19 protein-coding genes and 3 pseudogenes are annotated in these 26,818 nt (G+C 38.1%); 10 read left to right on the top strand and 12 right to left on the bottom strand.

Annotated elements, in window-relative coordinates:
- Positions 1-9: 9 nt before the first annotated feature.
- Positions 10-121: pseudogene (locus tag FD724_RS42255) on the top strand (transposase); the annotation flags it as partial.
- A 106-nt stretch (positions 122-227) separates the two neighbouring features.
- Here the strand turns inward: FD724_RS42255 and FD724_RS41425 are convergent.
- The 4 genes from FD724_RS41425 to FD724_RS41420 all read right to left on the bottom strand — a co-directional run bounded on the left by FD724_RS41425 (position 228) and on the right by FD724_RS41420 (position 6,252).
- Positions 228-2,861, bottom strand: a complete 2,634-nt coding sequence (locus tag FD724_RS41425; RefSeq protein ID WP_256874736.1) for an AAA-like domain-containing protein — start codon at positions 2,859-2,861, stop codon at positions 228-230.
- 7 nt (positions 2,862-2,868) lie between these two features.
- Positions 2,869-4,272, bottom strand: a complete 1,404-nt coding sequence (locus FD724_RS36900; RefSeq protein ID WP_256874735.1) for an AAA-like domain-containing protein — start codon at positions 4,270-4,272, stop codon at positions 2,869-2,871.
- Between the two features lie 256 nt (positions 4,273-4,528).
- Positions 4,529-5,194: a GUN4 domain-containing protein gene (locus FD724_RS36895; RefSeq protein WP_256874767.1), complete on the bottom strand. Its 666-nt coding sequence runs from the start codon at positions 5,192-5,194 to the stop codon at positions 4,529-4,531.
- Positions 5,194-6,252, bottom strand: coding sequence for a CHAT domain-containing protein (locus FD724_RS41420; RefSeq protein WP_256874734.1), 1,059 nt, complete (start codon positions 6,250-6,252; stop codon positions 5,194-5,196). The genes FD724_RS36895 and FD724_RS41420 overlap by 1 nt, the downstream gene beginning before the upstream one ends.
- Positions 6,253-6,429: 177 nt before the next feature.
- Here FD724_RS41420 and FD724_RS36885 point away from each other — a divergent pair.
- A pseudogene (locus FD724_RS36885) lies at positions 6,430-6,756 on the top strand (hypothetical protein); the annotation flags it as partial.
- A gap of 2 nt (positions 6,757-6,758) precedes the next feature.
- Here the strand turns inward: FD724_RS36885 and FD724_RS36880 are convergent.
- Positions 6,759-8,069 (bottom strand): IS701 family transposase, encoded by a 1,311-nt coding sequence (locus FD724_RS36880; protein WP_179076593.1) that lies wholly within the window; start codon positions 8,067-8,069, stop codon positions 6,759-6,761.
- A gap of 62 nt (positions 8,070-8,131) precedes the next feature.
- Between FD724_RS36880 and FD724_RS36875 the strand changes: the two are divergent.
- The 3 genes and pseudogenes from FD724_RS36875 to FD724_RS36865 all read left to right on the top strand — a co-directional run.
- Positions 8,132-8,476, top strand: a pseudogene (locus FD724_RS36875) (hypothetical protein); the annotation flags it as partial.
- Positions 8,477-8,696: 220 nt separating this feature from the next.
- The gene (locus FD724_RS36870; RefSeq protein WP_179076592.1) at positions 8,697-9,863 is read left to right on the top strand and encodes a hypothetical protein; all 1,167 of its coding nucleotides are present in this window, start codon (positions 8,697-8,699) and stop codon (positions 9,861-9,863) included.
- Positions 9,851-10,117, top strand: coding sequence for a hypothetical protein (locus FD724_RS36865; protein ID WP_179076470.1), 267 nt, complete (start codon positions 9,851-9,853; stop codon positions 10,115-10,117). The genes FD724_RS36870 and FD724_RS36865 overlap by 13 nt, the downstream gene beginning before the upstream one ends.
- 248 nt (positions 10,118-10,365) lie before the next feature.
- On the opposite strand, the gene FD724_RS36860 is transcribed toward FD724_RS36865, so the two are convergent.
- The 6 genes from FD724_RS36860 to FD724_RS36835 all read right to left on the bottom strand — a co-directional run bounded on the left by FD724_RS36860 (position 10,366) and on the right by FD724_RS36835 (position 23,268).
- Entirely contained in the window at positions 10,366-13,374 is a 3,009-nt protein-coding gene (locus FD724_RS36860; protein WP_179076591.1) for an NACHT domain-containing protein, read from the bottom strand.
- Between the two features lie 159 nt (positions 13,375-13,533).
- The gene (locus tag FD724_RS36855) at positions 13,534-14,280 is read right to left on the bottom strand and encodes a hypothetical protein (RefSeq protein WP_179076469.1); all 747 of its coding nucleotides are present in this window, start codon (positions 14,278-14,280) and stop codon (positions 13,534-13,536) included.
- A 171-nt stretch (positions 14,281-14,451) separates the two neighbouring features.
- Entirely contained in the window at positions 14,452-17,412 is a 2,961-nt protein-coding gene (locus tag FD724_RS36850; protein WP_179076590.1) for an NACHT domain-containing NTPase, read from the bottom strand.
- Complete coding sequence (locus tag FD724_RS36845) at positions 17,384-18,400, bottom strand: pentapeptide repeat-containing protein (RefSeq protein WP_256874732.1); 1,017 nt, start codon at positions 18,398-18,400, stop codon at positions 17,384-17,386. Before FD724_RS36845 ends, FD724_RS36850 begins: the two co-directional genes overlap by 29 nt.
- Before the next feature lie 116 nt (positions 18,401-18,516).
- Entirely contained in the window at positions 18,517-21,171 is a 2,655-nt protein-coding gene (locus FD724_RS36840) for a pentapeptide repeat-containing protein (protein ID WP_256874731.1), read from the bottom strand.
- 9 nt (positions 21,172-21,180) lie between these two features.
- Positions 21,181-23,268 (bottom strand): pentapeptide repeat-containing protein, encoded by a 2,088-nt coding sequence (locus FD724_RS36835; protein WP_179076588.1) that lies wholly within the window; start codon positions 23,266-23,268, stop codon positions 21,181-21,183.
- Between the two features lie 89 nt (positions 23,269-23,357).
- On the opposite strand from FD724_RS36835, the gene FD724_RS36830 reads away from it, so the two are divergent.
- The 5 genes from FD724_RS36830 to FD724_RS36810 all read left to right on the top strand — a co-directional run bounded on the left by FD724_RS36830 (position 23,358) and on the right by FD724_RS36810 (position 26,053).
- Entirely contained in the window at positions 23,358-23,588 is a 231-nt protein-coding gene (locus FD724_RS36830) for a hypothetical protein (RefSeq protein WP_256874730.1), read from the top strand.
- 53 nt (positions 23,589-23,641) lie between these two features.
- Positions 23,642-24,007 (top strand): M48 family metallopeptidase, encoded by a 366-nt coding sequence (locus tag FD724_RS36825; RefSeq protein WP_256874729.1) that lies wholly within the window; start codon positions 23,642-23,644, stop codon positions 24,005-24,007.
- Positions 24,008-24,134: 127 nt separating this feature from the next.
- On the top strand, positions 24,135-24,515 hold the full coding sequence (locus FD724_RS36820; protein ID WP_179076587.1) for a transposase: 381 nt from the start codon (positions 24,135-24,137) through the stop codon (positions 24,513-24,515).
- A gap of 101 nt (positions 24,516-24,616) precedes the next feature.
- The gene (locus FD724_RS36815) at positions 24,617-25,558 is read left to right on the top strand and encodes a hypothetical protein (RefSeq protein WP_179076586.1); all 942 of its coding nucleotides are present in this window, start codon (positions 24,617-24,619) and stop codon (positions 25,556-25,558) included.
- 96 nt (positions 25,559-25,654) lie between these two features.
- On the top strand, positions 25,655-26,053 hold the full coding sequence (locus FD724_RS36810) for a hypothetical protein (protein WP_179076585.1): 399 nt from the start codon (positions 25,655-25,657) through the stop codon (positions 26,051-26,053).
- A gap of 254 nt (positions 26,054-26,307) precedes the next feature.
- Here FD724_RS36810 and FD724_RS36805 read toward each other — a convergent pair whose 3' ends face one another.
- Positions 26,308-26,775 carry a hypothetical protein gene (locus tag FD724_RS36805; protein ID WP_179076584.1) on the bottom strand — a complete coding sequence of 156 codons (468 nt, stop codon included), beginning with the start codon at positions 26,773-26,775 and terminating at the stop codon, positions 26,308-26,310.
- Positions 26,776-26,818: the final 43 nt, after the last annotated feature.

Here is a 26,818-nt window from a genome sequence, read left to right as displayed (position 1 = left end):
GTACTTACAATGCCTCGCCCAAAACGTGATCTGAAAGCTGGATTTTGTTACCACATTACTGTTCGGTGCAACAACCGGGAATTTCGCCTCACTCGCTTGGAATGCCGCGAAGTCTTTTTCGCTATCAGACAATCAGACAGTGCCAGTGCTAGGTATCGGATTTATGAAATGCTGATTATTACGTGGAAAATGAGGCTGCAATAACTGTTTACAAACTTCTAAAAAGACTATATGTTACACTTTACAAGTCGCTGTGCGAAAGAAGAAGAGACCAAGGTTCGGTTTTGGACTTCCCAAACTCCAGTTTCATATATTCCTGCAATCCAAATGGGTAGGCTACCCCTAACCTGTGTATTTGGGTTTTCTTTTATACCTTTTCGCTTCCTCAGTTCCTCATAAGACACCCAAACCGTTCTCTCTGCTTGATTGTCTCCACTTGCTTTTTCAGCATACCATCCTACTGTCTTGGCGAACCGAAGATGTTTTTCATTATCTTTGTCTGTCCAGTCTTCTGGTGTTATCCCCAGCCTATTGTCAGTACTGATCCATATTTCCTTTTGCACACGAAAGCCAAAACGGTTGTCTGTATTGAACCAAAGCTTGTCTATCTTTTGCAGGTCTGGACAAGAAAATCTATCGATGTCTGAATAATCTAAATATCCTTGTCCTTCTCGTTTAGCAATATTGAGCATGAGTTGGTTTGTTTGTTGGTCAGCCGACTCCCAATCTTTATTCTTCAAATAATATTCGATTTCAACATATAAATATTCGGTAAGAGATGCTTCAACTTGTTTCTTAAATTCTAATTCTGTATTATTTTTTGAAAGTTGCTCTATTTTTTTACTAAATTCTGATTCTTTATTATTCTTGGAGAGTAACTCAATTAAATTACGATGAACAAATTTAATAATCTTATTGTCAATAATTTTTGGGGCTGATTGGAAAGATTTGAGTTGAGGATATTTTTGAAGGAGTATAAATGCGTCTTGGTAAGTTTCCTTTGCTTGATTAAGAGTATTGTCTTGTCTCCTTAGCAAATTACCTTCAACACTCAAAGCAAATATCTTTGTCTGCAAGAATTCATTGTTTGGTTCTAAGTTCTCTCTTTTGTTTTTATTGTACTCCCATCCTTTTAAAAAATTAATACTCTGTTTCATAGCTTCTTTTGCTGATTCCCAATCTTCAAGATATTGATAAGCTAACGATTTAGTAGCATGAAGGTACACTTGTTCAAGTTGATAGTCTTTAATTTTTATATTTGCTTTTTCTTGTATTTGAGTACTTTGCTCAGACAAACCCTTCCCTGATAATTTTTCCGACAATTCTTTTAGTTGTTTGGGATAAGCAACGTATGTGTATGTTTCTTTAAGTTTATTTTGAGCTTCTTTAAGTTCCTTTTGAGCTTCTTTGACTTCTAGTGCAGCCATTGTCACTGGAATTGCTGCTCCAAATACAGTTAAAATTAAAATAATAGTCCCATTTCTAATAATTATTTGAGCTTTCTTATTAGCCTTACTAAGTAATTCATTTCTTTGCTCTAGTGCCTCCCTGTCCTTCCTTTCTCTCTCAAAAGCAGCTTCTTGTTCTTGAGCAGTAATTTTCCCCTGAATTTCTTTCTCTTTACTTGCTGCTAAATACTGTTTATCCTGATAATTTAAGTTTTCATCCCTCGCCCATTCTTCCGCTTCTTGTAAAGCCTTGCCCCGCAACAACCGTGATTCATCAATACCTCCAGAAACTACCCAAAAACGAAAATTCTCAGAATATGGGCGGAGATTATTTAATTGGTTTTCTATCCAATTGAAGTCAAAGATTTCACGATAAATCTGATTATAAATTCTCAGCTTACCTTGCTGTCTTACAACTAGTCCTGAAAGCTGTAACTCGCTCTGCTCTAAAGTATCATCTGCTATTACCTCGGATTGCTCTTCACTCAGCCTGACTTGCTGGTACAGTTCTAATAAGTAACCTGCCCGTTGTTCATCTCGCAAAATCCTGGCTTGAATCGTTCGCAGATGCTCAGGTTCATCCTGTGATTCCCAGTTTTCAATAATCCGCGACCTGACAACTTGCTCTACTGAACGAGGGTTTTCTTGCTCAGATTCTTCAACTATGAATTGACACAGCTTTTGAGTCAGAAATGGTTGCCCCCCCGTCCACTGCAATATTTCTTGCATTACTATTTGAGGATTATTAAACTTTCCCTGCAAACCCTTCTCTAATGGTTCAGCCTCATACAGTTGAAAGCCTTTGAGGGAGATAGCCTTACCAATGTTAAACGGGGTACGGTTCTTATCTTGTATTAAACTGGTCGGTGATGCGACCCCTAGTAAACAAAAAGTGAGGCGATTGTATTCAGGATTATCAACTCGTTTGTTGTAACAGGCACGAATCAATGCAAAAAAGTCATCTGTGGGAAAATTCAGACTGAGTACACTATCAATTTCATCAATAAAAATAACGATACTTTCTTGAACTTCAATAAGTAATACTTCTTCTAAAAACTTGCGAAATCTTGTAACTAGCGAATTTAACTGATTCGCCTCCCACCAATCACCAAAATCTAAATCTAATCCAAAACTGTCAATGAGCGTGTCAATTAAGTCTGCATACCATTGTTCGGGAGGGACATTCTGAATACCTCCAGCAGAAAGGTCAACTGCCGCACACTGTACGCCATCCTCTCTCAATCGCTGCATGGTTCGCACACGCAAGCTGGATTTTCCACTCTGCCTGGAATTCAGTACGTAACAAAACTTTCCCTCCTTCAGCCTTTCATATAACTGTGTATCAGCTTCTCGTATGACGTAGGTGCTGGCATTTTCAGGTAGACTTCCAGAGAATATGTATTGGTCAACCACGATTTACCTACTCCAAACGAGTTGAGAAATACTGACGATACAAATCACAACTAGGAACGCAATCATTACCAATAAATCTTACCAAACCCAAGCTATGCAACTTAAACGCAACTTCAGTATCTAACCTCACGGGTGCATTCGTAATTACTACTTTTTTATACCTTATTTCAATCTGAGGATTATGTTGTAAATGCCACAGTTGTTGTCGCAAGTGATCGCTGAAGATTCCTTGCTCTGTTGGCGCAAGTCTCAAGAGTTCTTCTAAGGTCACTTGCTGGCTTTTGAGATGGGTTATTGCTGACTGTACCAAGTAAGGATGCCCCCCAACTAACTCCATCAACTGAGCCAAGTCTTGTTCTTTTAGTAATCCTAAATCTTGCTGTTTGGCAAGGTCTGTTACTTGTTGCAAGTTAAATTCGGGTAAATCAATTGCCAATCCCACATTAAACGGGGAATGATTACTGTCTAAAGAAGGGTAAGATTCAGTCGAATGAACTACTATTAACCGCAGTTTTTTCCAAATATTACCAATCTTGTCTCCCTGTTTCCCTGCTTCATACCATCCCCGCAGCAACAAACAGAATTGAGGGAAAATCTCTGGATATTCAAACAGTCGCTCAAAGTTATCTATAGCTAAAACTAAGGGAGTATCAGTAAGTGATAATAAATATTTTTGAAAATAACGGGTACAGTTTTTATTCAGCCCAAAAACCTCTTGCCAGTGTTTATTTAGTTGCGGTTCTAGTTCTAGACTGTCAGCGACATCAACACACAACCATTGTAGAAATGCTTTTAAGTTAGCCAGAATATCAATATCAGCCAGTTGTAAATCTATTTTCGCAGTTTGATAACCCTGGTGTCTTGCATAGTCTAGGGTTTTCTCCAGCAGTAATGTTTTACCCATTCTCTGCGGGGCTTTGAGACGAATCAATGCTCCTGGTTGCACGATTGCTTTATAGGATTTGTCCTCAATGGGTGATCTTTCAATATATATTGTTGTGTTTGCCGCTAACCCAGAGTTATCATTCGTTTGCAACTGTTGTTCGATTGCATCCAACTTGTCACAAAGTTCCTTCAGGGTGCGTTCCTCTGCCTGAAGCTGGTGTTCGTATTGAAACTTGCGTGTTACATCGGTTTCAATAACCAGCGCTGTTCGTAGATTTGCAACTTTCTGGCTTTGAAGGGTGTAAGCTTTTTCGAGTGAATCTTTTTCGGACTGCGATCGCTGGCGTTGATTCTGCGACTGGACTGAATTACCTGATGCTGTCATCTGCTGCCCAAAGTGAATGTTGTAGATGTCAGCGCCAATTTGCCCAGCATTCACTGTGCCAGCATTAATCAACCCGCCACCAAACTGGGAATTGCGTAAGTCGTTCTTGGAGACTTGCTTTGGGTCTTCTGAGTCCGGCATGGGTCTGTTTAGGCAGATTTAAGCGTCGTTGTTATGAATGTTACCACCTAATTGCTCGGCATTGACTCTTTCTGCGTTAATTAGGCTTCCACCAATCTGAGAATTTAGCAGATCATAACTAGCTTTGCCTGCCAAGAGCTTTATAATCTCGTTTAAATTAGCACTTTGCTGACGGTAAATCTCTATTTGCCTATTCTTACCTTGTAACTGAACTTGGCATTTTTCCTTTAAGGTGGCAAGTGAAAATTCATATTCTTTACAAGTCTTTGCGTGAGAGAAGCGCAATATATTTCATGTCCCATTCTTGTTCTCTTTGTCCATCATTCTTGAAAAAAACAGAAAAATAAAATCCCAAATAAATAAGCATTAAACTCAAACAAATCATCACGCTAGGAAGATAAGGGATTTGGGAAATAAGCATAACAAAAAGAACAATAACTGAACCGAAGGTAGAAAAACAGATAACTACTGATTCAAGAAAAAAATTATATCTGTCGGTATTTCTTATCAATTGGGTATTTGGATATCCATATATTGGATAGATAATACTCTCTGTGATTCTTTCATATTTTTGGTGTAACTTAGCATTATTGCTTGTCTTTACGTACAGTCCCAAAGGTAGATGTCCTTCCTTTGCCCTTAAATCAAATGTTATTTTAATCTTCTTGTTATCTTCATTCCATTCCACTTTTTTTAGAAAAAGCTTGAATATTTTATATTTATCATATAGTTTTGAACGAATATGTACATCACGGTTTTCACATAATTCCATCCAGATTTTCTTTTGAATACTAAATCCAAATTTCTCATTACTAGATGTCAACCAAAGTTGATCAATAGTATATAAATCGCGTATATAAATATTTTTAATATCCTCTTCTCTTAACCATCCTTCTTCTTCTCGATTAGCAATTTTAAGTATTATATTTGTAGTTTCCTTGTCAGCTTGCCAAAAGTCTTTTTTTTTAATAAATTTCGTAATTCAGTGTAATTTATATCTACTTCTGATGCTACATTACCAATAACAGGAATTTTATCAAGTCTATCTTTTTGTAGCTCATTCGCATTTAGTTCCGTAGATTCAAATAAGTAAGCAGATAATCTAGTGTAATCTACTCCTACTTGTAATGCTATATTACCAGTAACAGGAATACCTGATAATTCCTTTATCTCATGTTCATTTAAAGTTTTTTTTTGTAAAATGGGGATCAAGGCTTGTGCAAGATTTTCCATTTTAATAGCAACTATGCCTTCATCAAAAGCTCTTTGAAATAAATCTTGATTTCCTGAGTTTTTATAACCTAATCCATCATAAAAACCTTGAGCAAACTTAATTGCTGCGCTGTCTTGAATTGGGTTATTCATCCCAATTACATAATCAATGTACTGGCTAATTGCCATAGCAGGTTTTTCTGAATAACAAACATTAAGCAATACGCATTTAACATAATCAGTGTGCAAGTTAAACAAAGATGCTAACCCGAATGCTGCTATTGGCTTGTTATTTCCCCTATCATCTTCTAAGAGTAAACTGCCATCTTCCAGTCCATGCCCACAAAAGTGAACTATTTGAGGTTGTTCTTCTGCAATAGCACGACGGATATCTTGAGGACGTACAGCAGTTCTAACTTTAATCTCAAATAAATCCCGATTGGTGGATCGTTTAATAGCTTCCTCAATCTCTCTAATTTCTCTATCTAAACGCAGTCCATGAGGGATTGCTGTCAAAATCAATATTTTCTGCTGTATCCTCTCCGACTCAGAGATTACAGGTATAGATGAGGCAGACTGCAACTGCTTTTCAATTTCATCTAACCTGTCAGTAAGCTTTTTAAGCTCATTCTCTTCTTGTTTAATCTGCTGTTCATACTTAAATTTAGTCGATGCATCAGTTTCAATAGCCAAGCCTTTGCGTATTAGAGTTAATTTATCATTTCTAATATCCCACTCTTCTTGAAGTGAATCTCTGTCTTTTTCCAATCTAAGCCGTTGCTCATTTGATAACATACTAAGCAGTTAAAGGAATGTTTCAGAAATAATTATACTACAGAATACTGGATAAATATAATACCTTGATTTGGTTTTTAGTCTAAGTAAAAGTGAATTCATTCTAGACTTGGCATAGCAATTATTGGGAATCTGGCAGACGCTGCGCGAACGCAGCAGTGGGGAAATACCATGACCCAGCAAGCGAGTAAAGCGTTGAACAAGCAGGTGAAGCAAGCACAGGTGAAGCAAGCACTGGAGAAAACTATTGATCTGCGATCGCTAGCCCAGGAACCACCAAAAGAGAATGCACAGGAATGCTTACGTTTAATGGGTATGGCATTGAAAAACTTAAGCGAAGCGATGAACAATACCCAGGCGCTTGAAGCTGCGGCCATAATTCTAGGGAGTGAACCAACACAATCAGCGATCGCATATCGAGCCGAGCAATTGGAAATGCTACCCCAAGCGGTTAGTGAGATTAGCCCTATTTTGTCACTCTAGGCAGAGGAAAAGTAGAAATCAGGGTGAGTCAGAGATATAAAAATTGAACTGGTGAGGTTATAAATAATAGATTGAAGTTTAGAAAAACCCAAAGACAATTGGGGAATAGGAAAAACTGTTAACCAGGGATATATTAGGTTAAATAAGGTAAAAGGTTGAATTATTAAACGGAGATTGTTAAGAATATTCTTCCAGCCTTTTTCATCATTCCACCAGGGATGTGAAGCTAATTTTGATGGAGATTTTGGCATAGAAGACTGGATTTGTTCAGAGTGTAGGCTAACCATTAAATAGCTGCTACAAACAATCTCCCACCAGCGTTCAATATCCGGGTAGTGAGTTAGCCGATAATCTGCCCAACCTAATTCATTCTTGCTTTGCTTCAACCCATACTCAACCCAAGTTCTTAAACCATAAAAGTTTCCTACATCTCTTGGTGTAAGGTCTGGGTATCTACTCATCACATACCAAGTAGTGTTACCAGGTAACTTTTCTCGATCTGTGGTAATCTGCCAGTACCTATTTTCGCTACGTTTACCATAAATTATTTCTCTGATAAACCTATTTTCACTGCTCAGATCAGAAAATACTCGTTTAAACTTATGCCACTTCAAATATTGAGTATGTTGTCTTGGAAGTAATTTTACACAATGGTTTGAGCGAATTGCTACTATATATTTTTTCTTGAGTTCATCTAATACAGCTATGAAGTTCTTACCACTTTCACCATATAAACTATCTGCCAGTACTAAGTTAAAGTTAAAACCCATTGATTCTAGCTTTCTCATCATTATTGCTGCTATTTCAGGCTTAGTGCGGTACTTATCCCCTGGCTTTAACCTTTCACGAGGCTTATATACTTCAAACAGCAGAGGAAAGGTCATTCCACAGAATACACCATACGCTGTTACTGCTACAATTCCATTCTCTACTTTTCCTAAGTTTCCTATATACTGTCGTTTCACATAATCTGTCTTATTCCCTTTCTTTTTATCCCCTGTTTCATCAATAATTAAAATGATTGGTCTACCTTTTAGAACTTGTAAAATTAGCTCTAATCGCAAAGCTCTTAACTTCTCTATATCCCACGGTGATGTAGTTAAAAAATGATGCAAACTTTGCTGGTTATCCAATCCTACAATTTTTGCTATTTCTGGTAGGGTTTTCCGTTTTAGTTCAGAAATACACCCTACATGAAGGTACTTAAAAGCCTCGAAGCTCCTAACATCTGGAAACAGGCTTTTATACCATTGACAATATTCGTCCACGAATTTGACTGTTGGTGCGGCTGGACGAGGCTGTACCATACTCTGTATCTTGGTTCTAGCGTTTGTACGCTATTATACTACCGCCAGAGTGACAAAACAGGGTTAGGGCAGTGCTGGCTAAACCGGGGTGTAGCTGGGAGGACTATTGGGCGGTGGCGCAAGAGTATGAGGTAATCAAACAGGACTACTGGGCGGAATTGACCAGTGAGGAGACTGATTTAATTACTGCTCTCCAGAACGTATCCCTTCAACCCGACACCATTGGCGTTGGTTCTATTGTTGCCCACACTGACCCCTACCGTACTTTGTATGTCGAGAGGGGTGAAGTCGTAGAGGATTTGGGCGAAGAGTTGGTGGTTGCCTGGGATTGTTGGAAGGAGCAATCAAAAAAGACTGATAGGTATTTCCGAGACGAATTGCGATTCTGGCAACCGGAAAAAGAGTAGATGAAGCTGTTGATTAGAGCGATTGCTTAGTTAAAAACTGTGCAATCACCCTATGAAAAGTGTCTCCGCCGCAAACGGTAGACAACAGCACGATTATAACAATGTAGCTAGTTGTACTACCAAATGTACTGATGACTTTTTAAACCGATAAATATCAAACCAAACTCTGCAATCGCTGTAGGGAAATTTTCGTGCGTCAACATAAATAGGAGATTGTAAAATGACCGCAACTATTACAAAACCCAAGCTCAAAAAGGCTGCTAGTAAACCACAATCCCCATATAAAAGGCTTCATGTGATTATTCCCATAGAAGATATGTTGTGGACATCGCAACAAAAGCCTTCAGTTACGCAACTCTGGCAGGAGTGTTGGACGGCTGACCCCTACGGTTCTCGATGGATGCCTTTAACCTCTGCTTTGGGGTACAGTACTTTTATCTCTGCGAAGAAAATTCTAGCTGAAAGCGGGTTGTTCATTTTCAAGCCTGACAAGTCGATTCAAGACGGCCGAGAAACGGCTAGCTGGATGGTGAAGAATTTGCACGGTAGCCGGATGAAGGAATTTTGGGAGAAAGCTAATTCTTTTAATCAGCAACCAAATGCTGGGGATTCAGAAAAAGATACTGGCTCTGAAGAAATGCGTGCTTCGTATAAAGCATCTATTTCAGATAAAAGTCAGCTAGAGCAAGGGTTCTGTGAACCCTCACGAACTACTCAGAAACACCTCACAATCTCTTCAAAAGAGATTGTGAGGTGTATCTCTGACACGCTTACAGGAAATTCGCATGAAGAGGAGACGGCTCATGCGCCCTTGGGGGGCGCTTCGCCTCAGTCTGTCGAGGGCGTGTCAGAGAAGGAGGAAGAGTTACCTGCGGTAACGGACTGTACGACGCTGATGCTTGTAGATACTGCACCGAATCAGTCTACTTCGTTGTTGGCTGAAAACCAGGATTGCGGTGTTGAGCCAGGCTGTCATGAAGGTACTTGTTCCGCCGCGCCCGTTGCACAAAATGAAAAACCTTCAACTTCAGCGATCGCAGATCAGAAAATAGAACCGAGTCGCCCCTCTGCTGAGTTAATGACTGAAAATTCAGTTTCGGGTATAGAGATCAAAGCAGTTGATGAGGGTGAAAGTTCCGCCGCGCCTGTCACCAACGCTGAAAAATGGTCACATGAGGCGATTGTAGCAAGGTCAAATCTGCGACTAGAGCGGATGCAGAAACTCAAAGTTGCGGCGAATTCGGAGCAGAATCCGGGGTTGGACTTCTTGCAAGAGTGTTGGAGCGACGATCCGGCTTTGAAGATTGTGATTAAAAAGGTGCTGGTGAAGTTTCCGCTGTGGAGGATTGCGTGTGTGGATGGGGTGTTGTTTAAGTGGGAGGAGTAGCGCGATCGCTGACTTTGAAGGAAGCATCCCGAACGAGGATTGGCGTTAATTCACCAGAAGCCGTGTTTGTTGTTGCTTGTAAGGAGGAGAGAAAAACGGAGTCCGCACAGATCAAATCTTCCGTAAAGGATTGGTTTGAGTGGGCAAGGCAGAAGCGGATTGTAATTGCAATGTTGGGTGAGGCTGTGTATACACCGGATGGTGAGGCGGTGGCACTGGCAGAGATGATGCGGCGGTTTCCGGCGGGGGAGTGATAACAAAAGTTTCTGGCGATTGCTACAATTTCAAAGGCACAGCAGGGCGGATACAGAAACTCAGTGGATGTCTGAAAAGCATCAAGTTTAGCTTGTGAGCTACAATGAGACATGAACCGAAAATTATATGGTACTGATTTAACAGATAAAAATGGAAACCTATTTAGCTGTTAATTCCTGTTTCTAAAACAGGTAATCGTCCAAGCAAAGTTAACATCCCAAAAATTATCCTATACCCTTTAAGCTTCTCAAACACTTTCTTTGGAAGTGCTATACAAAGCATTAAAAAAATTTGGATAAGTCATGTTTTGAGAACAGTGCCAAAGTACCTCAAATTTAGAACTATAAAATTTGTAAATATTTCTACCTGTATCTAAAAAAATCTCATTTTCAACTTCTTCAATTATTCCGTCAAGCTCTTTATTTTCATATCCATATTCATCAATTAGCTCTAGATTATCTTTAAGCTGATTCACTAGATCAAACATTTGATTTTCTGTTAATGAATCCTTCAAGCTTTTAGCAGCTACATGATTATATTCCTCACTATATTTTAATAATTCAATCAAAACCGCAATTGCTTTCGGATTACCAAAGTCTATTATACCCAGAGCCTCAGCAGTACCCCAACGTAGCCATTCAATAATTCCACCGGGTCTACTATTCCGATTTAATCTATTCAATAATTCGGTAAGAGCATCAATAACTACTTTATTCTGAATTGCTATATCTTTTAAACAGCTAACAGAATGCCAGCAATTATTTAAATCTTTATTTTGTAATATTTCTAGCAAAATTTGCATGGGCTTTTGGTTCCCAGTCTCAGCCTTTCCTAAAACCCAAGCAATATAGCAACGATTTATTGTATCTCTTTCAATTTTCAAAAGTTCATTACAAATATCAATTATTTTTTGATTACAAATTTTAAGTGAAGGTAATATACCAATACCACTAATACGAATCCAATCATGCTCAAAATGTTCTTTACAAAGTAATTTAAATAAGCATTCAATACCCTTTTGATTATCAGGTGCAATTATTAGTAAGTTTTCAGTAGCCCAGAATCTTTGTGCTTCAATATCGGATAATTTCATATCTGAAGAATTCTGATAATAGTCTAAAAACAGCATTTCACTGAGGTAATTAATAATTTCTGAGTTATCTGTATTTACTTCTTTTAAGGCTTTGGCAGCAAAATTATTAATAGGAGGATATGGATCTTCTAATACGAGATTAATCAAAGTTTCAATCGCCTTGATATTTCCGGTGTCAATCTTTACTAAACTTTTAGCAGTAGTACATAGATCCCAACTATCAAGTTGAAAATTTAGTAACCTTGTTATAGCGTCAATTGCTTCCTTGGTACAACAATTCATACTACCTAATATATCTGCTGCTTTACACTTAACCTCTAGGGGTATGTAATCATTATGGATGAAGGAAATTAATATATTGTGCAGTTTTCTACGTTCAGTTTGCTTTAAAACAGCTATAGTTGCTTCAACAATTGGTTCTAAAAATGTTTTCCAACTGTTACTTTGATTATTAGAGTAACCAAAGCTCCATTTAACAAGCTTTGAGATAATTTCGCTAGCATAATTACAATCTATAAATTCTGCAATACCTAATCCAGCCAGAAAATAAGCTTTATACGAATAAAATCCTTTGCATCCATCTTCAAACTGTATTAATGCTTTAATAAGCTCTTCTTTCTGTCCATTAGATATTTGCTTATGAGTACGACCTAACCATAATAAGAATATTTCTCTCCACTGTGCTTCAAAAATTCGGTAACTTGCTTTTGGATGATTTGGGCTTTCAATAACGTGATTCAAAAAATAATGCCAATCATCAATCGCTAACGCAGCAAAATACTCCTGAAAGGTTGGGTGAAAAAACGCATACACAGCTTTCCTTGGATTCTTCTCCTCTACTCCTACTTTATTCAACCATCCCAAACGCAACGCCAACTCAAACAATGAATCTGCATCATCTGGTTCACCCAGATATTTACAGACAAATTCTTGCCGCAGTCGAAACCTTGTTTCTTCCTTATCAATAGCCTCCCGCGCCAACTCTCCCAAAGCTTCATTCAATCGTCTACGTTGCTCTCCTGTAGTTGCAAACAGCCCCTTCTTCCACTCATAAAAATCCGTTACAAACTGCTCGTACAAATCCGCTTTTGTTTCTGGTAAATTCCCTTCGCCCAAATACCAGTTGAAACACAGCAGTGTCAGCCGTAACGGGTTTTTTACCAAATCTCGAATCCGTTCCTTTTCTGGTTCCCTTAACGCCACATACAACTGTTGTCCTGTCTGCGTTTCTGCTGATGGTAGGGAACTGAACCAATTGCTAATAAACTCCTCTACTTGCTGAGGATAGGAAAACTCCAAGGTGCGATAGTTATCAAAGGAATCCAGGGTGTTCCCGCCACCGTCCCAAAGATTTAAACGACAAGAAAGTACAATCTGCGCCTTTTGTAGTAAAGTTCCCGTGCGGATTTGCTGCTCAATCTCTCCTAAAGGATTTCCTATAGTCGTTTGCATTTCATCAGCGCCATCCAGCAACAGCCACACCAACCCCTGGTTAAACTGAGCCACAAAATCATCTTGAACTTGGATAGATGCTTGGGCTTGTCCAGTTTGCCGGGCTACCGCTTGCAACCATACCTCTAGCAAATATGATTCCAGTTCACGCGATCGCAACTCAGCCAGAGACACCCAAATCACAATCGACTGTTCTATCTCCTTAGATACCCATTGAGCAATCTGCTGCAATAAGGTTGTTTTACCCGTCCCTGGTTCTCCAATAATCGCAATGCGTCTTCCCTGACTTTTAGGGCTTTGTCTATCTCTAAGTACCTGCTCTAGAAACTGCTTATTCTCAAACATTTGGGTAATTTCTGTTTCACGGTAAAGCTCCGAACCTTTCTCTGGTGAAACATCCTCTCTTCGCCGACTCTGCTTTTTCCGCTCTACCAGTCCCAATGGCACATATACCTGCTCGGTTCGGTAGGTAATCCCCTCGCCCAATGTTAGCGGATTTGTGGTGAGTCGCTGCTGTTCGTTTAAAAGGAATGAGCTAACTTGATGCCAGTCAATTTGTACTTTTTCGCTAGGCTGTCCAATGTAAATATTGTAATTATCGCCTCCAATCTGCCCAGCAATTACCTTGTCAGCATTAACCAAACCCCCAGCAAACTGGGCATTACGTAAGTCATTATTATTAACTTGCTTTGGGTCTTGGGAGTCGGGCATGAGTCGGGTTAAGCGGTTTGAGGGTCATTGCTATAAATGTTACTAGTTATTTTTTGTGCGTCAACAGTATTTGTATCCACTATGCCACCTGTAAGTTAGGTTGACAATGAATTGAATACTATCTTGAGCTAACACTTTTAATTTATCTCTACAGCTTTGCTAATGTAGTTTAGCTTTTATAAATTCTAAATCTTTGTCGATTGCTAGCCATAGAATAATATTGTCAATAATCTTAGCAATAGCAATACCAAATTCGAGTAAAAATACAGCTTCTGAAAGTCGTCCTTTCTTAGCTATTTTCGTTCCTTCAAACCACAAATCATTAACTAATGAAAGTGCCTCTTGATGAGTACTACAAGAATTGACAATTGCTTCAGGTTTCAACTTTTTCAGTTTCTCGATCATATCCGCAGTCATATCAGTAGAAGTATTTTCGTTATCCGGCTCTGGCGGCTCAAAATAAGAATCTGCTTCCTTACTTAATTTTTGATTATGCTCATGTCCTTGTGTATAATTTCTTGTAGCTTGTAACTGTTGTTCAATTGCATCTAGCTTTTTACCAAGCTCCTTGAGTATGCGTTCTTCTTCCTGAAGCTGTTGTTCATATTGAAACTTGCGGGATGGATCTGTCTCAATTACCCATGCGTTTATTATACTAGCTACTTTCTGGCTTTGGATTATGTAAGTTTTTTCTAGTACATCTCTTTGGGATTGCGATCGCTGTTTTTGATTTGGTGATGGGGCTGGACTATCTGATGCTGCCTGTTGCTTTCCAAAGTAGATATTGTAGACATCTCCACCGATTCGTTCAGCATTGACAGACTCAGCATTAATTAAACCACCACCAAACTGAGAGTTAGATAAGTGGTTATTGGTGGCTTGCTTTGGGTCTTCTGAGTCTGACATAGTTCGATTTGGGCAGTTTTAAGCGGTTATCATTGTAAATATAATCACCACTATGTTGTAAGTCAACAGGTGCAAAATCTCGCTCAATCCCGCCTAAACTTTAGGGCGGAGTGGTCTTGCAGCAGTTTGTGGATGAAGCGGTAGTGTCCCCCGACACGCTGAGAGATACAATCAACTACACCGCAACCATTCTAGAATTTCATCAACTGACTGGTTAGGTGTAAAGACTTGAAGGGTGTTGCAGTTTGGTATGAGGTCGCTAATAAAACAAATTTTTCCTTCAAATCTGCTGATGCTGTTGAGAAATGTATTGCTATATGTCACTCCACCTGTAATATTGGTTGTGCCTGAGTAAAATAATAAAACCACCTGCTTGTCAGTTTCTAGCAAATCCCAATAGGTTTGCAATTCCATCATGCTTTTTGGTGTACCATCTAGACATTTAGGACAACCAGCTTTAACTATTGCAGTGTAAATTTTGCTAGCTGGCTTATCTGGGTTGATAAATTTACTGTTATCGACACAAATTAAGTGAATATTTTGGCTAAGTTGAGAGTCATTATCAATTGCAGCTTGCAAGCGTTGGGGTAAGTCAAGATAGTTAAGCTCTACTGCTTTGTCATTCCCTTGATGCCATGCACTATAGAAGTCTGGATAAGGAATAGATTGGGCATAGCACCAAGTATTTTCCCAAGCAATGTCAAAGTAGTCTGATCCATTCTGATTGAATATTTTTTCTAGAATATCCTCCCTGAGATAATACTTTAACCTTTCCACTTCTTGTTGTATTTTTATGGATTCAAAAAATACTGAACTTTGATTGTTTTCTTGATATAAAGCAGATTCCTCTTCTTTATATAAATCCTCTCTATACTTCCAAAGCTCTTCTAAAGCCTCTAGAGTGATAAAACTTCCTTTTTGTTCGCCCTTTTTGCGTTCTGATTGACGATAAAGTTCTTCATGACTGATTGCGATCTGAGCTTCTTGATTACCAGGATCAATATACTGCAAAAATCTAGCCATTTCATAAGAAAATGTATGTTTATCAGAAGCAAGTTGAAGAGTTATTCTTTTAATTGCTCTAGTACGATCAGAGTTATTCAAAGCTCCTTTTACAAGTTGTCTTATCGAAGTATATTCAGCATTAAATGCCCAATCGATAAGTTTATCTATAATTCTATCTGCCTGAAGAGAGTCTTTAAACTCAGCAATCCCTTCAACCGCTAGACAATATGCTTGACACTGATAAAAATTTTCACAACCATCATTAAACGCAATTAGCGATTGAATAAATTCTTCCTTTTCTTCCTTTTTTATATCCTCTCTACCCAACCACAGCAAAATTACCTCTTTCCAATGTGGTTCAAATATGCGATAAGTTCCTTTTGTTGGCTTACCAGGAACATGATGAAAAAAATCTTGCTGCCAATCATTAACATTTAAGGCTGCAAAATATTCTTGAAAATTAGGGTGAAAAAAAGCATAAACTTCTTCATCAGTTTCAGCTACTCTGTCTACTAATACCAGCCAAAAACTATCACAGGCTAATCTAAACAGTTTTTCACCCATTTCTTGACGGGCTAAACTCTTGGTTAAGCGAAATCTAGTTTGAGTATTAATACCTGCAAAGGCTAATTTGCTTAAGGCGTGGTGTAACTCATCTTTTAAATTATCAGAGTTATATAACTCAGGAAATAAATTTGACTTCCATTCATATAAATAGCGTGTAAATCTCTTATAAAATGCGGCTTTCGTTTCTGGTAGTTCTCCCTGCTTATTTAAATTGAAAGTTTGACATAACAGCGACAAACGTAGAGGATTTGTCACTAATTTACGAATATTTCCATGTTTAGTTTCTTTTAATTTTGCCTGTAGTGTATTCCCTTTTAGTAAATTACCAGCGCACTCAAACCACTGCTGAATAAAGTCATCAATTTGTTCTTGTTTAAACTCTTGGGTTTTATAAGTATCAAATCCTACGAGTGTATTATTAATCTGAGCATCCCAAACATTTAACCGACAAGTTAACACTACCCGCGCCTGTCTTAGAGATGCTGTCAGTTCTTTATTAATTTTGGCTAATATTTGTACAGATGACTTATCACCCATTTCATCCACGCCATCTAATAGTAGCCAAACTCCACTTTTACCAAAACACTCGATTAATTGACTTTCAATTGCCGACGTGACGACGACATTGGATTTAAATAATCTTATCGCTTCAGGAAGCCATTGTTTGAGTAAATATTCCTCGATAGTTCTTCCCTGTAAATTGGAGAGAGAAATACAGATTGGTAAATCTTGAGTTTTATCTTTAACAAAGGAAGCAATGGTACTCAATAAAGTAGTCTTACCTGCTCCTGGTTCACCGATAATTGCAATATGCTTATTATTTACTGTTGGCTGTTGAGCAATTACTTCCCGAAGAAAAGTGTAATGTTTATAGGTTTTGACAATGAATTCTTGGGTTAACTCATAGACATTTTCTCTGTCTGGTTGTTCATTTAACTGCCGGCGTTGTTGCTGTTTGCGTTCCACCAACCCCAACGGAACAAAAACGTTAATTTCAAAACCTTGTTCTGTTGCTTTGCATCTAAGTTTTGCAGCCTCCTGCTGACTTTCCAGCATTGCGGTGCAAACCCTACGCCAATCAAGATTCTGTGATTGTGCTAATTCCTGTTTACTGTGAGGAAAATTACTGGCTTGTAACTGTTGTTCAATTGCATCCAACTTGTCACCAAGCTCCTTAAGTATGCGTTCCTCTGACTGAAGCTGGTGTTCGTATTGGAACTTGCGTGTTACATCTGTTTCAATTACTAACGCTGTTCGTAGATTGGCAACTTTCTGGCTTTGAAGGGTGTAAGCTTTTTCGAGTGAATTTCTTTCTTGTTGCGATCGCTCTCTTTGGTTCTGCAATTGAACTGAATTACCTGATGCTGCTGTCTGCTGCCCAAGGTGAATGTTATAGATGTCGCCGCCAATTTGCCCAGGGTTCACTGTGTCAGCGTTGATAAACCCACCGCCAAACTGGGAATTGCGTAAGTCGTTCTTGGAGACTTGCTTTGGGTCTTCTGAATCGGGCATGGGTTTAGCTTGAGCGTTCTTAAGCGTCGTTGTTCTGAATGTTACCACCTATCTGGTCTGCATCAACATTGTTAGCATCTACTATGCCACTTGCAAACTGCGGATTTTGCATATTGTAGTTAGAAACTTTCCTCGGATTTTCTGCCAATGCTTTTTGAACTGACCCTTGCTGTTCTACTATGTCAAACAGGCGGTTAATTTGTGCTTCCTGTTTGGAAATTAGGGTATCCTTATCCTCCAGTCTTGCTTGGTATTGCGCCTCTAATGCCTTAGCCGCAAATTCATAGCCTTGCATGAACTCGCTGTGGATTTTGGCCTTATCTGCATCAGGGGTAACAGCTACTCGGACGACGAGAATGCCATCGCCTTTCTTCTCAATACTTTGGACATCTAGTTGAGCGCCTTGGTTTTCGACTTCTAGCTTTTTGAAGGAGTAGGCGAAAGCATTCCAGTCGATGCCGTTGCGGAAGATTAGGTCAACTGTTTCTAGGGATTTTTGGAACAGTTTGGTGAATTCTTCAGGAGCAAATATGCCGCTAATGGGACGACGTTCTCGTTTTTTCTTTTGCAGATAAACATAGTCACAATTTACACCAGTCAAATTTGTAGCACTGTTAATATTCCAATCTTGAAGACAAACACCTGTAAGTTTGGCTGCGGTGAAATTTGTTTCTATTGCTCGAATTTCACTCAGGTCTGCTTCACTCAGGTCTGCTCCACTCAGGTCTGCTCCACTCAGGTCTGCTGCACCAAAATAAGCTTTGCTGAGATTAGCACCACTAAGGTTAGCCCACCGTATATCTGCCAAGCTCACATCAGATTCACTGAGGTTAGCTTTACTAAGGTTAGCTTCCAAAAGTTCAGTCCTAATAATATGTGCCTTAACGAGGTTTGCCTCACTGAGGTCAGCTTCAACAAGCTCAGTTTTGAATAGTTCAGCTTCACTAAGATTAGCCTTAGCAAGGTCAGTTCTACTGAGGTCAAATTCGCTGAGGTCTACCTTACTGAGGTTAGCCCCAGTAAGGTCTATCCTCATCTCAGAATTTTCTTTCCTCCATTTATTCCAAACCTCTACCCCTTTCCTCAGTATTGTCAAATGATCCTCATTCGCCATCTTGAGCTAACCCCTCTGCTTCATCTGTAACCAACAAACTACTCCGCCTCCTGCCATCCTTCAATTGAAGCCAACAGAATATTCACTAAGGGATGGTCGATTAACTCCTTAAATGCTTCAGTCCCTCCAGTCTTCAATGCTCCAATTACTCGCACTTTCAATGTTGGGTTATTTTCAATCTCGTCTACAGCCCTAGCTACCACAGTCATTTTCTGCGATGTCGTTGCAGTGGGGTATGACTGGCTCAGTTGGTTGAGCAACTGCTGAATCTCTGCTGCGGCTTCTGCGAGATTCTGCTTTTGTTCAGTGGAGTAATTGGTGATGTTGCCCCCGATTTGGTGCGCGTTTACGGTGTCAGCGTTGACTAGACCACCAGCGAATTGAGCGCCTTGTAAGTTAAAACTAGAACTTTTATTACTTACCCTTTGTTGGTTATTTTCACCCTGAACATTATTAATATCGCCATCAACTGAACCACCAACTGAAAAGCCACCGGGATTGTTTGTCATAAAACCTACCTGCTCAACGTTTGAATAAAAGCTAGGACGTTCTAAGGCTGTCATCACCATGTTTTCTAATCTGCGGATTTGATTATCTTTTTCTGCTAGCAGTAATTTAATCTCTCGCTCCGGCAAACCTTTTATCTGATTATAAGTGTCAAAATATTCTGCGCTCAGTTCAGACTTATCAGCCATAGCTGCTGTTTTTGCACGAAGCAAAAACTTATCTTCGCCTCGCACTTCCATTCCCACAATCCGCAAATCTGCTTCTGGGTGATTTTCGGCTAGCTGCTTAAAGGAAATTGCGATCGCTCTGGGGTCAACTCCTTGGTTATGGTACAAGTCAAGGGTATCGAAGATTGGCTTGATGAAATCTCCAAATTCCCCATCTGCAAATACTTCCTGCCTGTTGTCTGGTTTACGGTGAGGATCTGGGTTATCTAATGTGGGCAGGCGCATATAAACGTACTCGCACCGCACTCCGTCGAACTTGGTATCGGTGGTAATGTTCCAATCTTCAATGAATGCGCCTGTGAGAATTGCCCCTGTAAAGTCAGTACCATCGAGTTGAGTTTGTACTAGCTTTGCTCTGGATAAGTCTGCGTCTTGTAGGTCAGCTTCGCTCAAGTCTGCACCGATGAAACTGGCATCTATAAGACTGGCTCCTTTTAGGTTAAGTCCACGTAAGTTTTTATAGTCGAAGTTTTCATTACTTCCTTGTCCTGTTACTAATAAATTACGTATTTGAGGATTTTGAAGGTAAGTTTTTTCAACTTGAGCATAATCTAGCATTTTTACTAGATAGAAATTAGTACGGGTTAAGTTGGCATTTCTAAAATCTGCATTTTTGAGTACAGCATTGGTAAAGCTAGAATTAGTCAAATCAGAATTACGAAAACTTGTCCCTCCTATAGCTGTTAAAGCAATAGCAATATTATAAATCCAAGAGTATTTCTTATTTCCTTTTATTGCTTGATTTCCTATATAAATATTAAATAATGCTACACATATAACAATAATTGTAGCTATACTTATGAATATTATTCCAAATGTAGTAGATATAAATTTAAGGTAGGATGTAAGTACAAATATAAGGACGGCTATGATTATAAATATGGAAATAATAATAGCTGTAGCCTTATTAAAAGCTGCAATAGTTCCTGCTACTGCGACAGAACCTAATATTGCAACAGCTACGATTAAAACTCCAGTTGCTGCTCCGGTAAAAGCTGGTACAGGTTTAATTCCAGCAGAAAATATAACAGCTATAGCTCCAACAATAGCAAATATTTTTAGTCCAGCTTCTAACCCTTTAGATATTGTAGAAATAAAGAAAGTAGCCAGTAAAACAAGAGTAGTACAAGCTATAATTATAGGATCTAAACTATGTGAAGTTATTAATAGAATTAAATAATTAGCTATATATGCAAAGAAACTTAAAAATCCTAAAAATAATAATAAGACAATTGGAAAGAAAATAGCCCAACGAGCATTTAAGCCAGTTTTTGTATAACTAAAGTTAGCATTTTTTAAATTAGCATTAGTGAAATTTGTACCTTTGATATCTGCATAACTAAAATCTGCACCTTCAAGGTTTTGTCCTTTAAAAGACCGACCTCTCAGATTTTGCCCTGAAAAATCAGCAGCTATTAAGTGAAAATCTTCAATAGGAAAATCTGACAGTTCAGTTAATCTTCCTGATTTTACTAACTCTTGAAGCCTTTTAATACCTTCGGGAGAACCTTCAAAGATAATTTTTATACTACCTTCTTCAACTTTAATAATTGTTATATCTAGATCCTTAGCAAGTTTACGTAAATGTTCAACAATAACCTTAAGTTTAGTCTCATTAATCGAATCGATACTACCTGTAAGTACAAATTCAGCCTTAGATTTATTACCTATATGTTGTGATTTAGATATAAAGGGCTGAGAATTAGATGTACTATTTGAACTAATATTTATTTGCCCAAAGTTATAAATTGGGTTAGACTCAATATTGCTCAAATGATTGTTTCCCTGATTAACTGTGTTGGCATTACCTTGAACAGATTTGTTGTTATTTCCTTGAAGAGCTTGATTTTGATTGCCATCTAATTTATTTTCATGTAAGAGTCCATTATCCTCTTGAAAAGAGGATAAATTAAAATCAGGATTTTGTTGATTAGAGTTATCGAAAGGTGGCTGAGTCATAAAGCAGTTCTACAACCCCAACAGGTGAGAACCGGCCCCCGCTCCTAGCCAACTTGCAACTTTTACAATAATCGGCTTGGCTGTTATCCAGATTTTCTGACCTGCCTCTACACTCTTGCTAGTTTTTTCCAGCGTTTCTGCCACACCTGTTAAACGTTCTAATGCACGTTGTTTGTTTGGATCTTCTTTGTCTGTGGCTTTCTTAGCAGCACTCAAATCTTCAACTATTTCTTCTTTGGTGTTGGCTGGTAGTTCTGCTCCTTTAATTAAAGTTTCAAGTTGAGCCAATAACTTGACAACATCTTCTTTAGTAAGCGATTGTGCTGTATCTGCACCCACTTGATTTTGCTGTGTTACTTGATTACTGTCACCAAGGACAGCCTGATTATTGTCTCCTTGTACTGCACGGTTATTATCACCTTGGACGTTGTTAACGTTACCGCCAACTGAACCGCCAACTGAAAAGCCACCGGGATTGTTTGTCATAAAACCTACCTGTTCAACATTTGAATAAAAGCTAGGGCGTTGTAGTGCTGTCACTACCATATTCTGTAAATCAGCAATTCTGCCATCCTTCTCAGCGATAAGTGCTTTAACTTCTTGTTCTGCCAAAGCTTTTAGCTGATTATAGGTAGTGAAATACTCTGCACTCAGTTCAGATTTGTCAGCCGTTGCTGCGGTTTTGGCACGAAGCAGAAACTTATCCTGCCCCCGTTTTTCCATTGCCACTATTTCTAATTCAGCATCGGGGTGATTCTCGGCTAGCTGCTTAAACGAAATTGCGATCGCTCTTGGATCAACACCTTGGCTATGGTAAAGGTCGAGGGTGTCGAAGATTGGCTTGATAAAATCTCCAAACTCACCCGGAGCAAACACTTCGTGCCTGTTATCTGGTTTACGGTGCGGGTCGGGGTTGTCTGTAGTGGGCAGACGCATATAAACGTACTCACAGCAAACTCCATCAAATTTTGTATTAGTGGTAATGTTCCAATCTTCGATGTATGCACCTGTGAGAGTTGCACCTGTAAAGTCAGTACCATTTAGTTGGGTTTGTACTAGCTTGGCTCTGGATAAATCTGCTTCTTGTAGGTTAGCATGGCTCAATTCTGTACCGACGAAGCTGGCATCTGTTAGGTTTGCTCCTTTGAGGTTAACTCCACGTAAGTCTTGACGGTCAAAGTTCTTACTCTGTCCCTGCCCATTAACCAATACTTGACGTATTTCTGGGTTATAAAGGTAACTTTTTCCAGGACGAACATCATTAAGTCCTTCAGATTTCTGAAAACAAGTGCGAGTTAAGATTGCGCTTCTCAAATCTGTATTTTTAAGCGTGGCATTGGCGAAATTAGTTCCTGTTAAGTCTGCACCCTGAAAATTTGTACCTCCTATAGCTGAGAAAGCAATAGCAAACGAACGAACCCAAGCGTCGTTCTTGTCCCCCTTCAAAGCACGCCAGCTAATATGCGAACTAAGCAAAGCCACAGTAAAGGCAACAGCAATAGAACTGATAGCTGCGTTAATTTTGGCAACATTTAAAGCTAAGGTTCCAGCTACAGTGATAGATATGGTTCCAGCAATCAGATAACTTTTGAACTTAGAGATAGCTGAGGTTGCCAAGAAAGCACTGGACAAAGCAACGGATAAGCCCCCAGCGACAACAACAGTTCCGACAAAAGCTCCAATAAAGGGAGCATTTTTAACTTTAACAAAGGCGAAGAAAACAGCTAAACCAATGGAGACAGCAAAAGCGAAAGCCACATAGCTAAAACCTATTAATGTACCTCGGTAAAAAGTGAGCAACCAAAATATTAGAAGTGAAGTTAAAGAAAAAACACTAACATCAAAAAATAATATTGAATAACCTACGTATGCAGAGAAAAAACCTGATAGTGCTGACATTAGACATGAAATAAGCACTAAACCAATTGTCCATCGCTTCTGTAACCCAGCTTTTGCATGACTAAAGTTTGCTCCTCTCAAATTAGCCCCACTAAAATCTGTCCCTCGAATATCTGCGTGACTAAAGTTTGCACCAGTCAAGTCTTGACCTTTGAATGAACTACCTCTGAGATTCTGGCGAGAGAAGTCTTGGGGCATGGCTAGGCTTATAAAAGCAAAGGGTTATCTTATATACAGCTTCAGTATGGACTTTTACGGGCTTTAACACAAGATTTCTGTTGAAGTTTGTGTGTTCAGCGACCGCTAATCAAACACAGGGGCAAGCAGAACAAAGTAATTCCACTCCGTTGTTAGTTGAAAATTCAATTTCGGGTGGAGAAATTAAAGCAGATCAAGAGGGTACTTGTTCCGCCGCGCCTGTCCCCAGTGCTGAAAAGTGGTCGCATGAGGCGATTGTTGCGAGGTTAAATATGCGACCTCAGCGTATGCCCATGTATCGAGAGAGTCAGCCGATGTAGAACAGGTTACTATCGCTTGCAGAAGCCGCTTTTACATTCAAGTACCACACCAGTTGGCTGGGGGTAAAAGAGAAGATGCTATTGAGCAAGCACTAACTAATTGGAAACGCGATCGCGCTTGGCAGGATATTCAGCACTTTACCAAAGTTTATGCCCGTAAGTTGGGTGTTCAGTTACCACCTGTCAAGCTTTCAGAGCAAAAGCGAGTTTGGGGAACCTGCGGAAAAGATGGAGTGATCCGCATCAATTGGCAGTTAATTGATGCGCCTTTGTCAGTCTTGGAGTACGTAGTAGTCTATGAGATTGTTCACTTGCTGCACCGCAATCATGGCGATGTTTTTTGGGAAGCTCTCTCATGCGTTATGCCGGACTGGAGGACGCAGAAGGCTCAACTGGAAGCTTGGGAAGGGTGGCTGTAAGTGATTAGCTAGAGCTATAGACATGAAGAAATAATTGTATAAACTTTTAGTTTCATACTTCATAAAGACTAAACTAAATTGAAGAGTAATTTTTGACATTGTTAGTCTCAGAGTTCTGAGAATAACAATGTCACTGAATCAAGAATATTATCTTAATTTACTTGAGCAGATTCGCTGGGGTGGCACGCCGAGGTGTCCATACTGTGGTTCAATAAATGCTACTGCATATAAATCTGAGCGTAGATATCATTGCAATGAATGTTTCACTTCATACAGCGTTACAGTAGGTACTCTTTTTCACAAAACTTATGTAGATTTAGAAAAATGGTTTGTAGCAATTCGCCTTGTGATAAAATCTCCAAAAAGTACAAGTGCGCGTAAACTTGCTGAGAATGTGGGAGTTAATAAAAATACAGCTTGCTATATGATTGCTCGTATTCGTAGAGCAATGGTTGAAGAACTAGAACTTTTGGAAAAACTTATGCAAATAGATGAATCTGATAAATAAAAATTTTAGTGAACTTAGCAGTAATAAACACTGCTATGAATAGAAAATAGTTTTAATATATGTAAGTAAAAACTTAGTTTTTTAAAAGCACATTAGTATCTATGAAATCCCAGAACGCTGAAAATAAAAATCAGGCAAGGCAAATTAGTAAAGATATAAATCAATCTTTATCTTGGTCACAGCTACAGCATTTTATTCCAAAAATAGGACTTTTTATTACTTGGCTTCCAGGATTAATTTTACTATTACACTTTTGGGTAAATGGTATTATTACACCTGTTCATGCAGATAAGTTATCCTCTAATAGTTCAAACCAAGAAAATTTCAAAAATATAACTCAAGAGTCCACGATAACTTTAGAAAAACAAAGCAATGATAATTTAAATAATTCTAATGAAAAAATAGATAGACAAGTACAAATTTTAGAACAAAAAATAAATACTATAAGTGAGCAACAACAAAATTTTGTTAGTAATGGGCAAAATACTCTAAATTTTTTACTGACAGTTATAGGCGGTTTTACTACATATTTATTTGCAAAAGCTGTTTGGCTTGATGACAAAGAAAAGGAAAATTTTAAGAAAGATATAACTAAAAATGTTACAGAAGAAATAGATAATGAAAAACTACAAAGCTTGGTCGAAGCAAAGTTCAGTAGCATTATAAGAGATTTAAAATGGTTAGAGTACCAGATAGCATTTACGTATGCAGAACAATTAAAATATAATTCTGAACAACGACCTGATAAAGTTTATTTGTGCTTACCAGCCCTTTATGAATATCTCAGAGCGCTTGAAATACTTCATATTATTAAAACAAAAGTTAATAGTTCAGAAAAAGTTTTTTTAGAAGATATAGATATTATTGATAGGCAGGTACGTTTAGGAATAGAAAGTATGATAGGAAATATTAATAATTCAGCAAACATTTTAGATGAAATGCAGAAAATACGCCTTCATAACAAAATAAAAGATGTTATAACCAAACGAGATGATATGGAAGAACTCTTAGCTAAAAAGATTAAATTATACTTAGATCATTAATTAGATTATCGGTTTATATATTAGTTATTAAAATTTAATGTAGCTAGCACTAAATTTTATATTGTCGATTGTTGTAGTAAGGAGATTATTATCTATATGGATGAGAAAAGTAATTATATTTCTTTATCAGAAGCTGAAAGAAATTTGGCTCATTTTCTTGCAACTAAATTTTCTTTAATAGAACCTGGAAATAAAAAAGAGCTTTTAATATGTGTAACAAGAACAGAATATGAACTGCAAAATATCCAAGAGCAATTAAAAAACCCAAAATTGACACAGGAAGAAAAAGACAAGCTTAGTGAAACAGCGAAGAGACTTAAAGAAGCCTCATCTTTTTTAAAAAATCTTATAGATGAAATAGAAAAACATCAAAAAGATGTAAGGCTCACTTTAGATGCGATGGAAGATAGTAATAATGTAAATAATCTAATTGCCAATATGCACAGATCATTAGAAGAGGAAAATATAGAATTAAAAATAGACAAAGATCATTGAAGTTGATGAAGTAATAGAAATAGAATATAAATAAATTTTTTCTTTAAACATATATAAAAATAGTTTGAAATTAAACAAGACTATTTAAATAGCATTTTACCATTAAGATTGAATTTTTACAAATATAAATACGTTTAATTCGCAAAAGGAATTTATCTAAATAATAAATATCCAAATCTAAAATAAAAGTATCTATCTCATAAGAGATAGATAATAAAAAGCCAATATTTGTAATAGGTTGTAACTTAATAATTCTACAAATCTTGTAAATTTTCTAGCTCTTTGACGATGTGTAGAATATAAGGTTGCACTATATGAGGCTGAAACCCAACTTGGCTCATCATCTTAGGCTTTTGCACTAATCGTTTAAGCATCTTAATGTGATCTTCTATATATTGAAGCCTGGGAGAGCTTTGGTAAAAAGGTACTTCAACTCCCCAAAATCTCAACATATCTTTAGCATAATTGGAAGGCTTTTCAAGCAAATCGTCAATATATTGCCCTTCAGCTTCAATACAAAGACGGACTAAATTAATATATTGCTTAATATCTTTATCTAAATCATTCCTTGTATTTAAATCCCAAGAAAATGGAGGTTTATGCCCGACTTTTAATTGATTGTGAATACGCTCATACTCTTTTTTTAACAAGCTAGAAATTCTTGTGTCATCCATAAACTCATGTAAATTATTTATAATTGCTTTTTGCTCTTCATCATTCATAAAATTTACCTTTTCTAAACTTTTTGTAAGAAAAGTTATTTGT

This window comes from Nostoc sp. C057 (genome assembly GCF_013393925.1).
Lineage (GTDB): Bacteria > Cyanobacteriota > Cyanobacteriia > Cyanobacteriales > Nostocaceae > Nostoc > Nostoc muscorum_A.
Note: the sequence above shows the minus strand (reverse complement) of the source record. Positions and strands in the feature narration are given on the sequence as shown.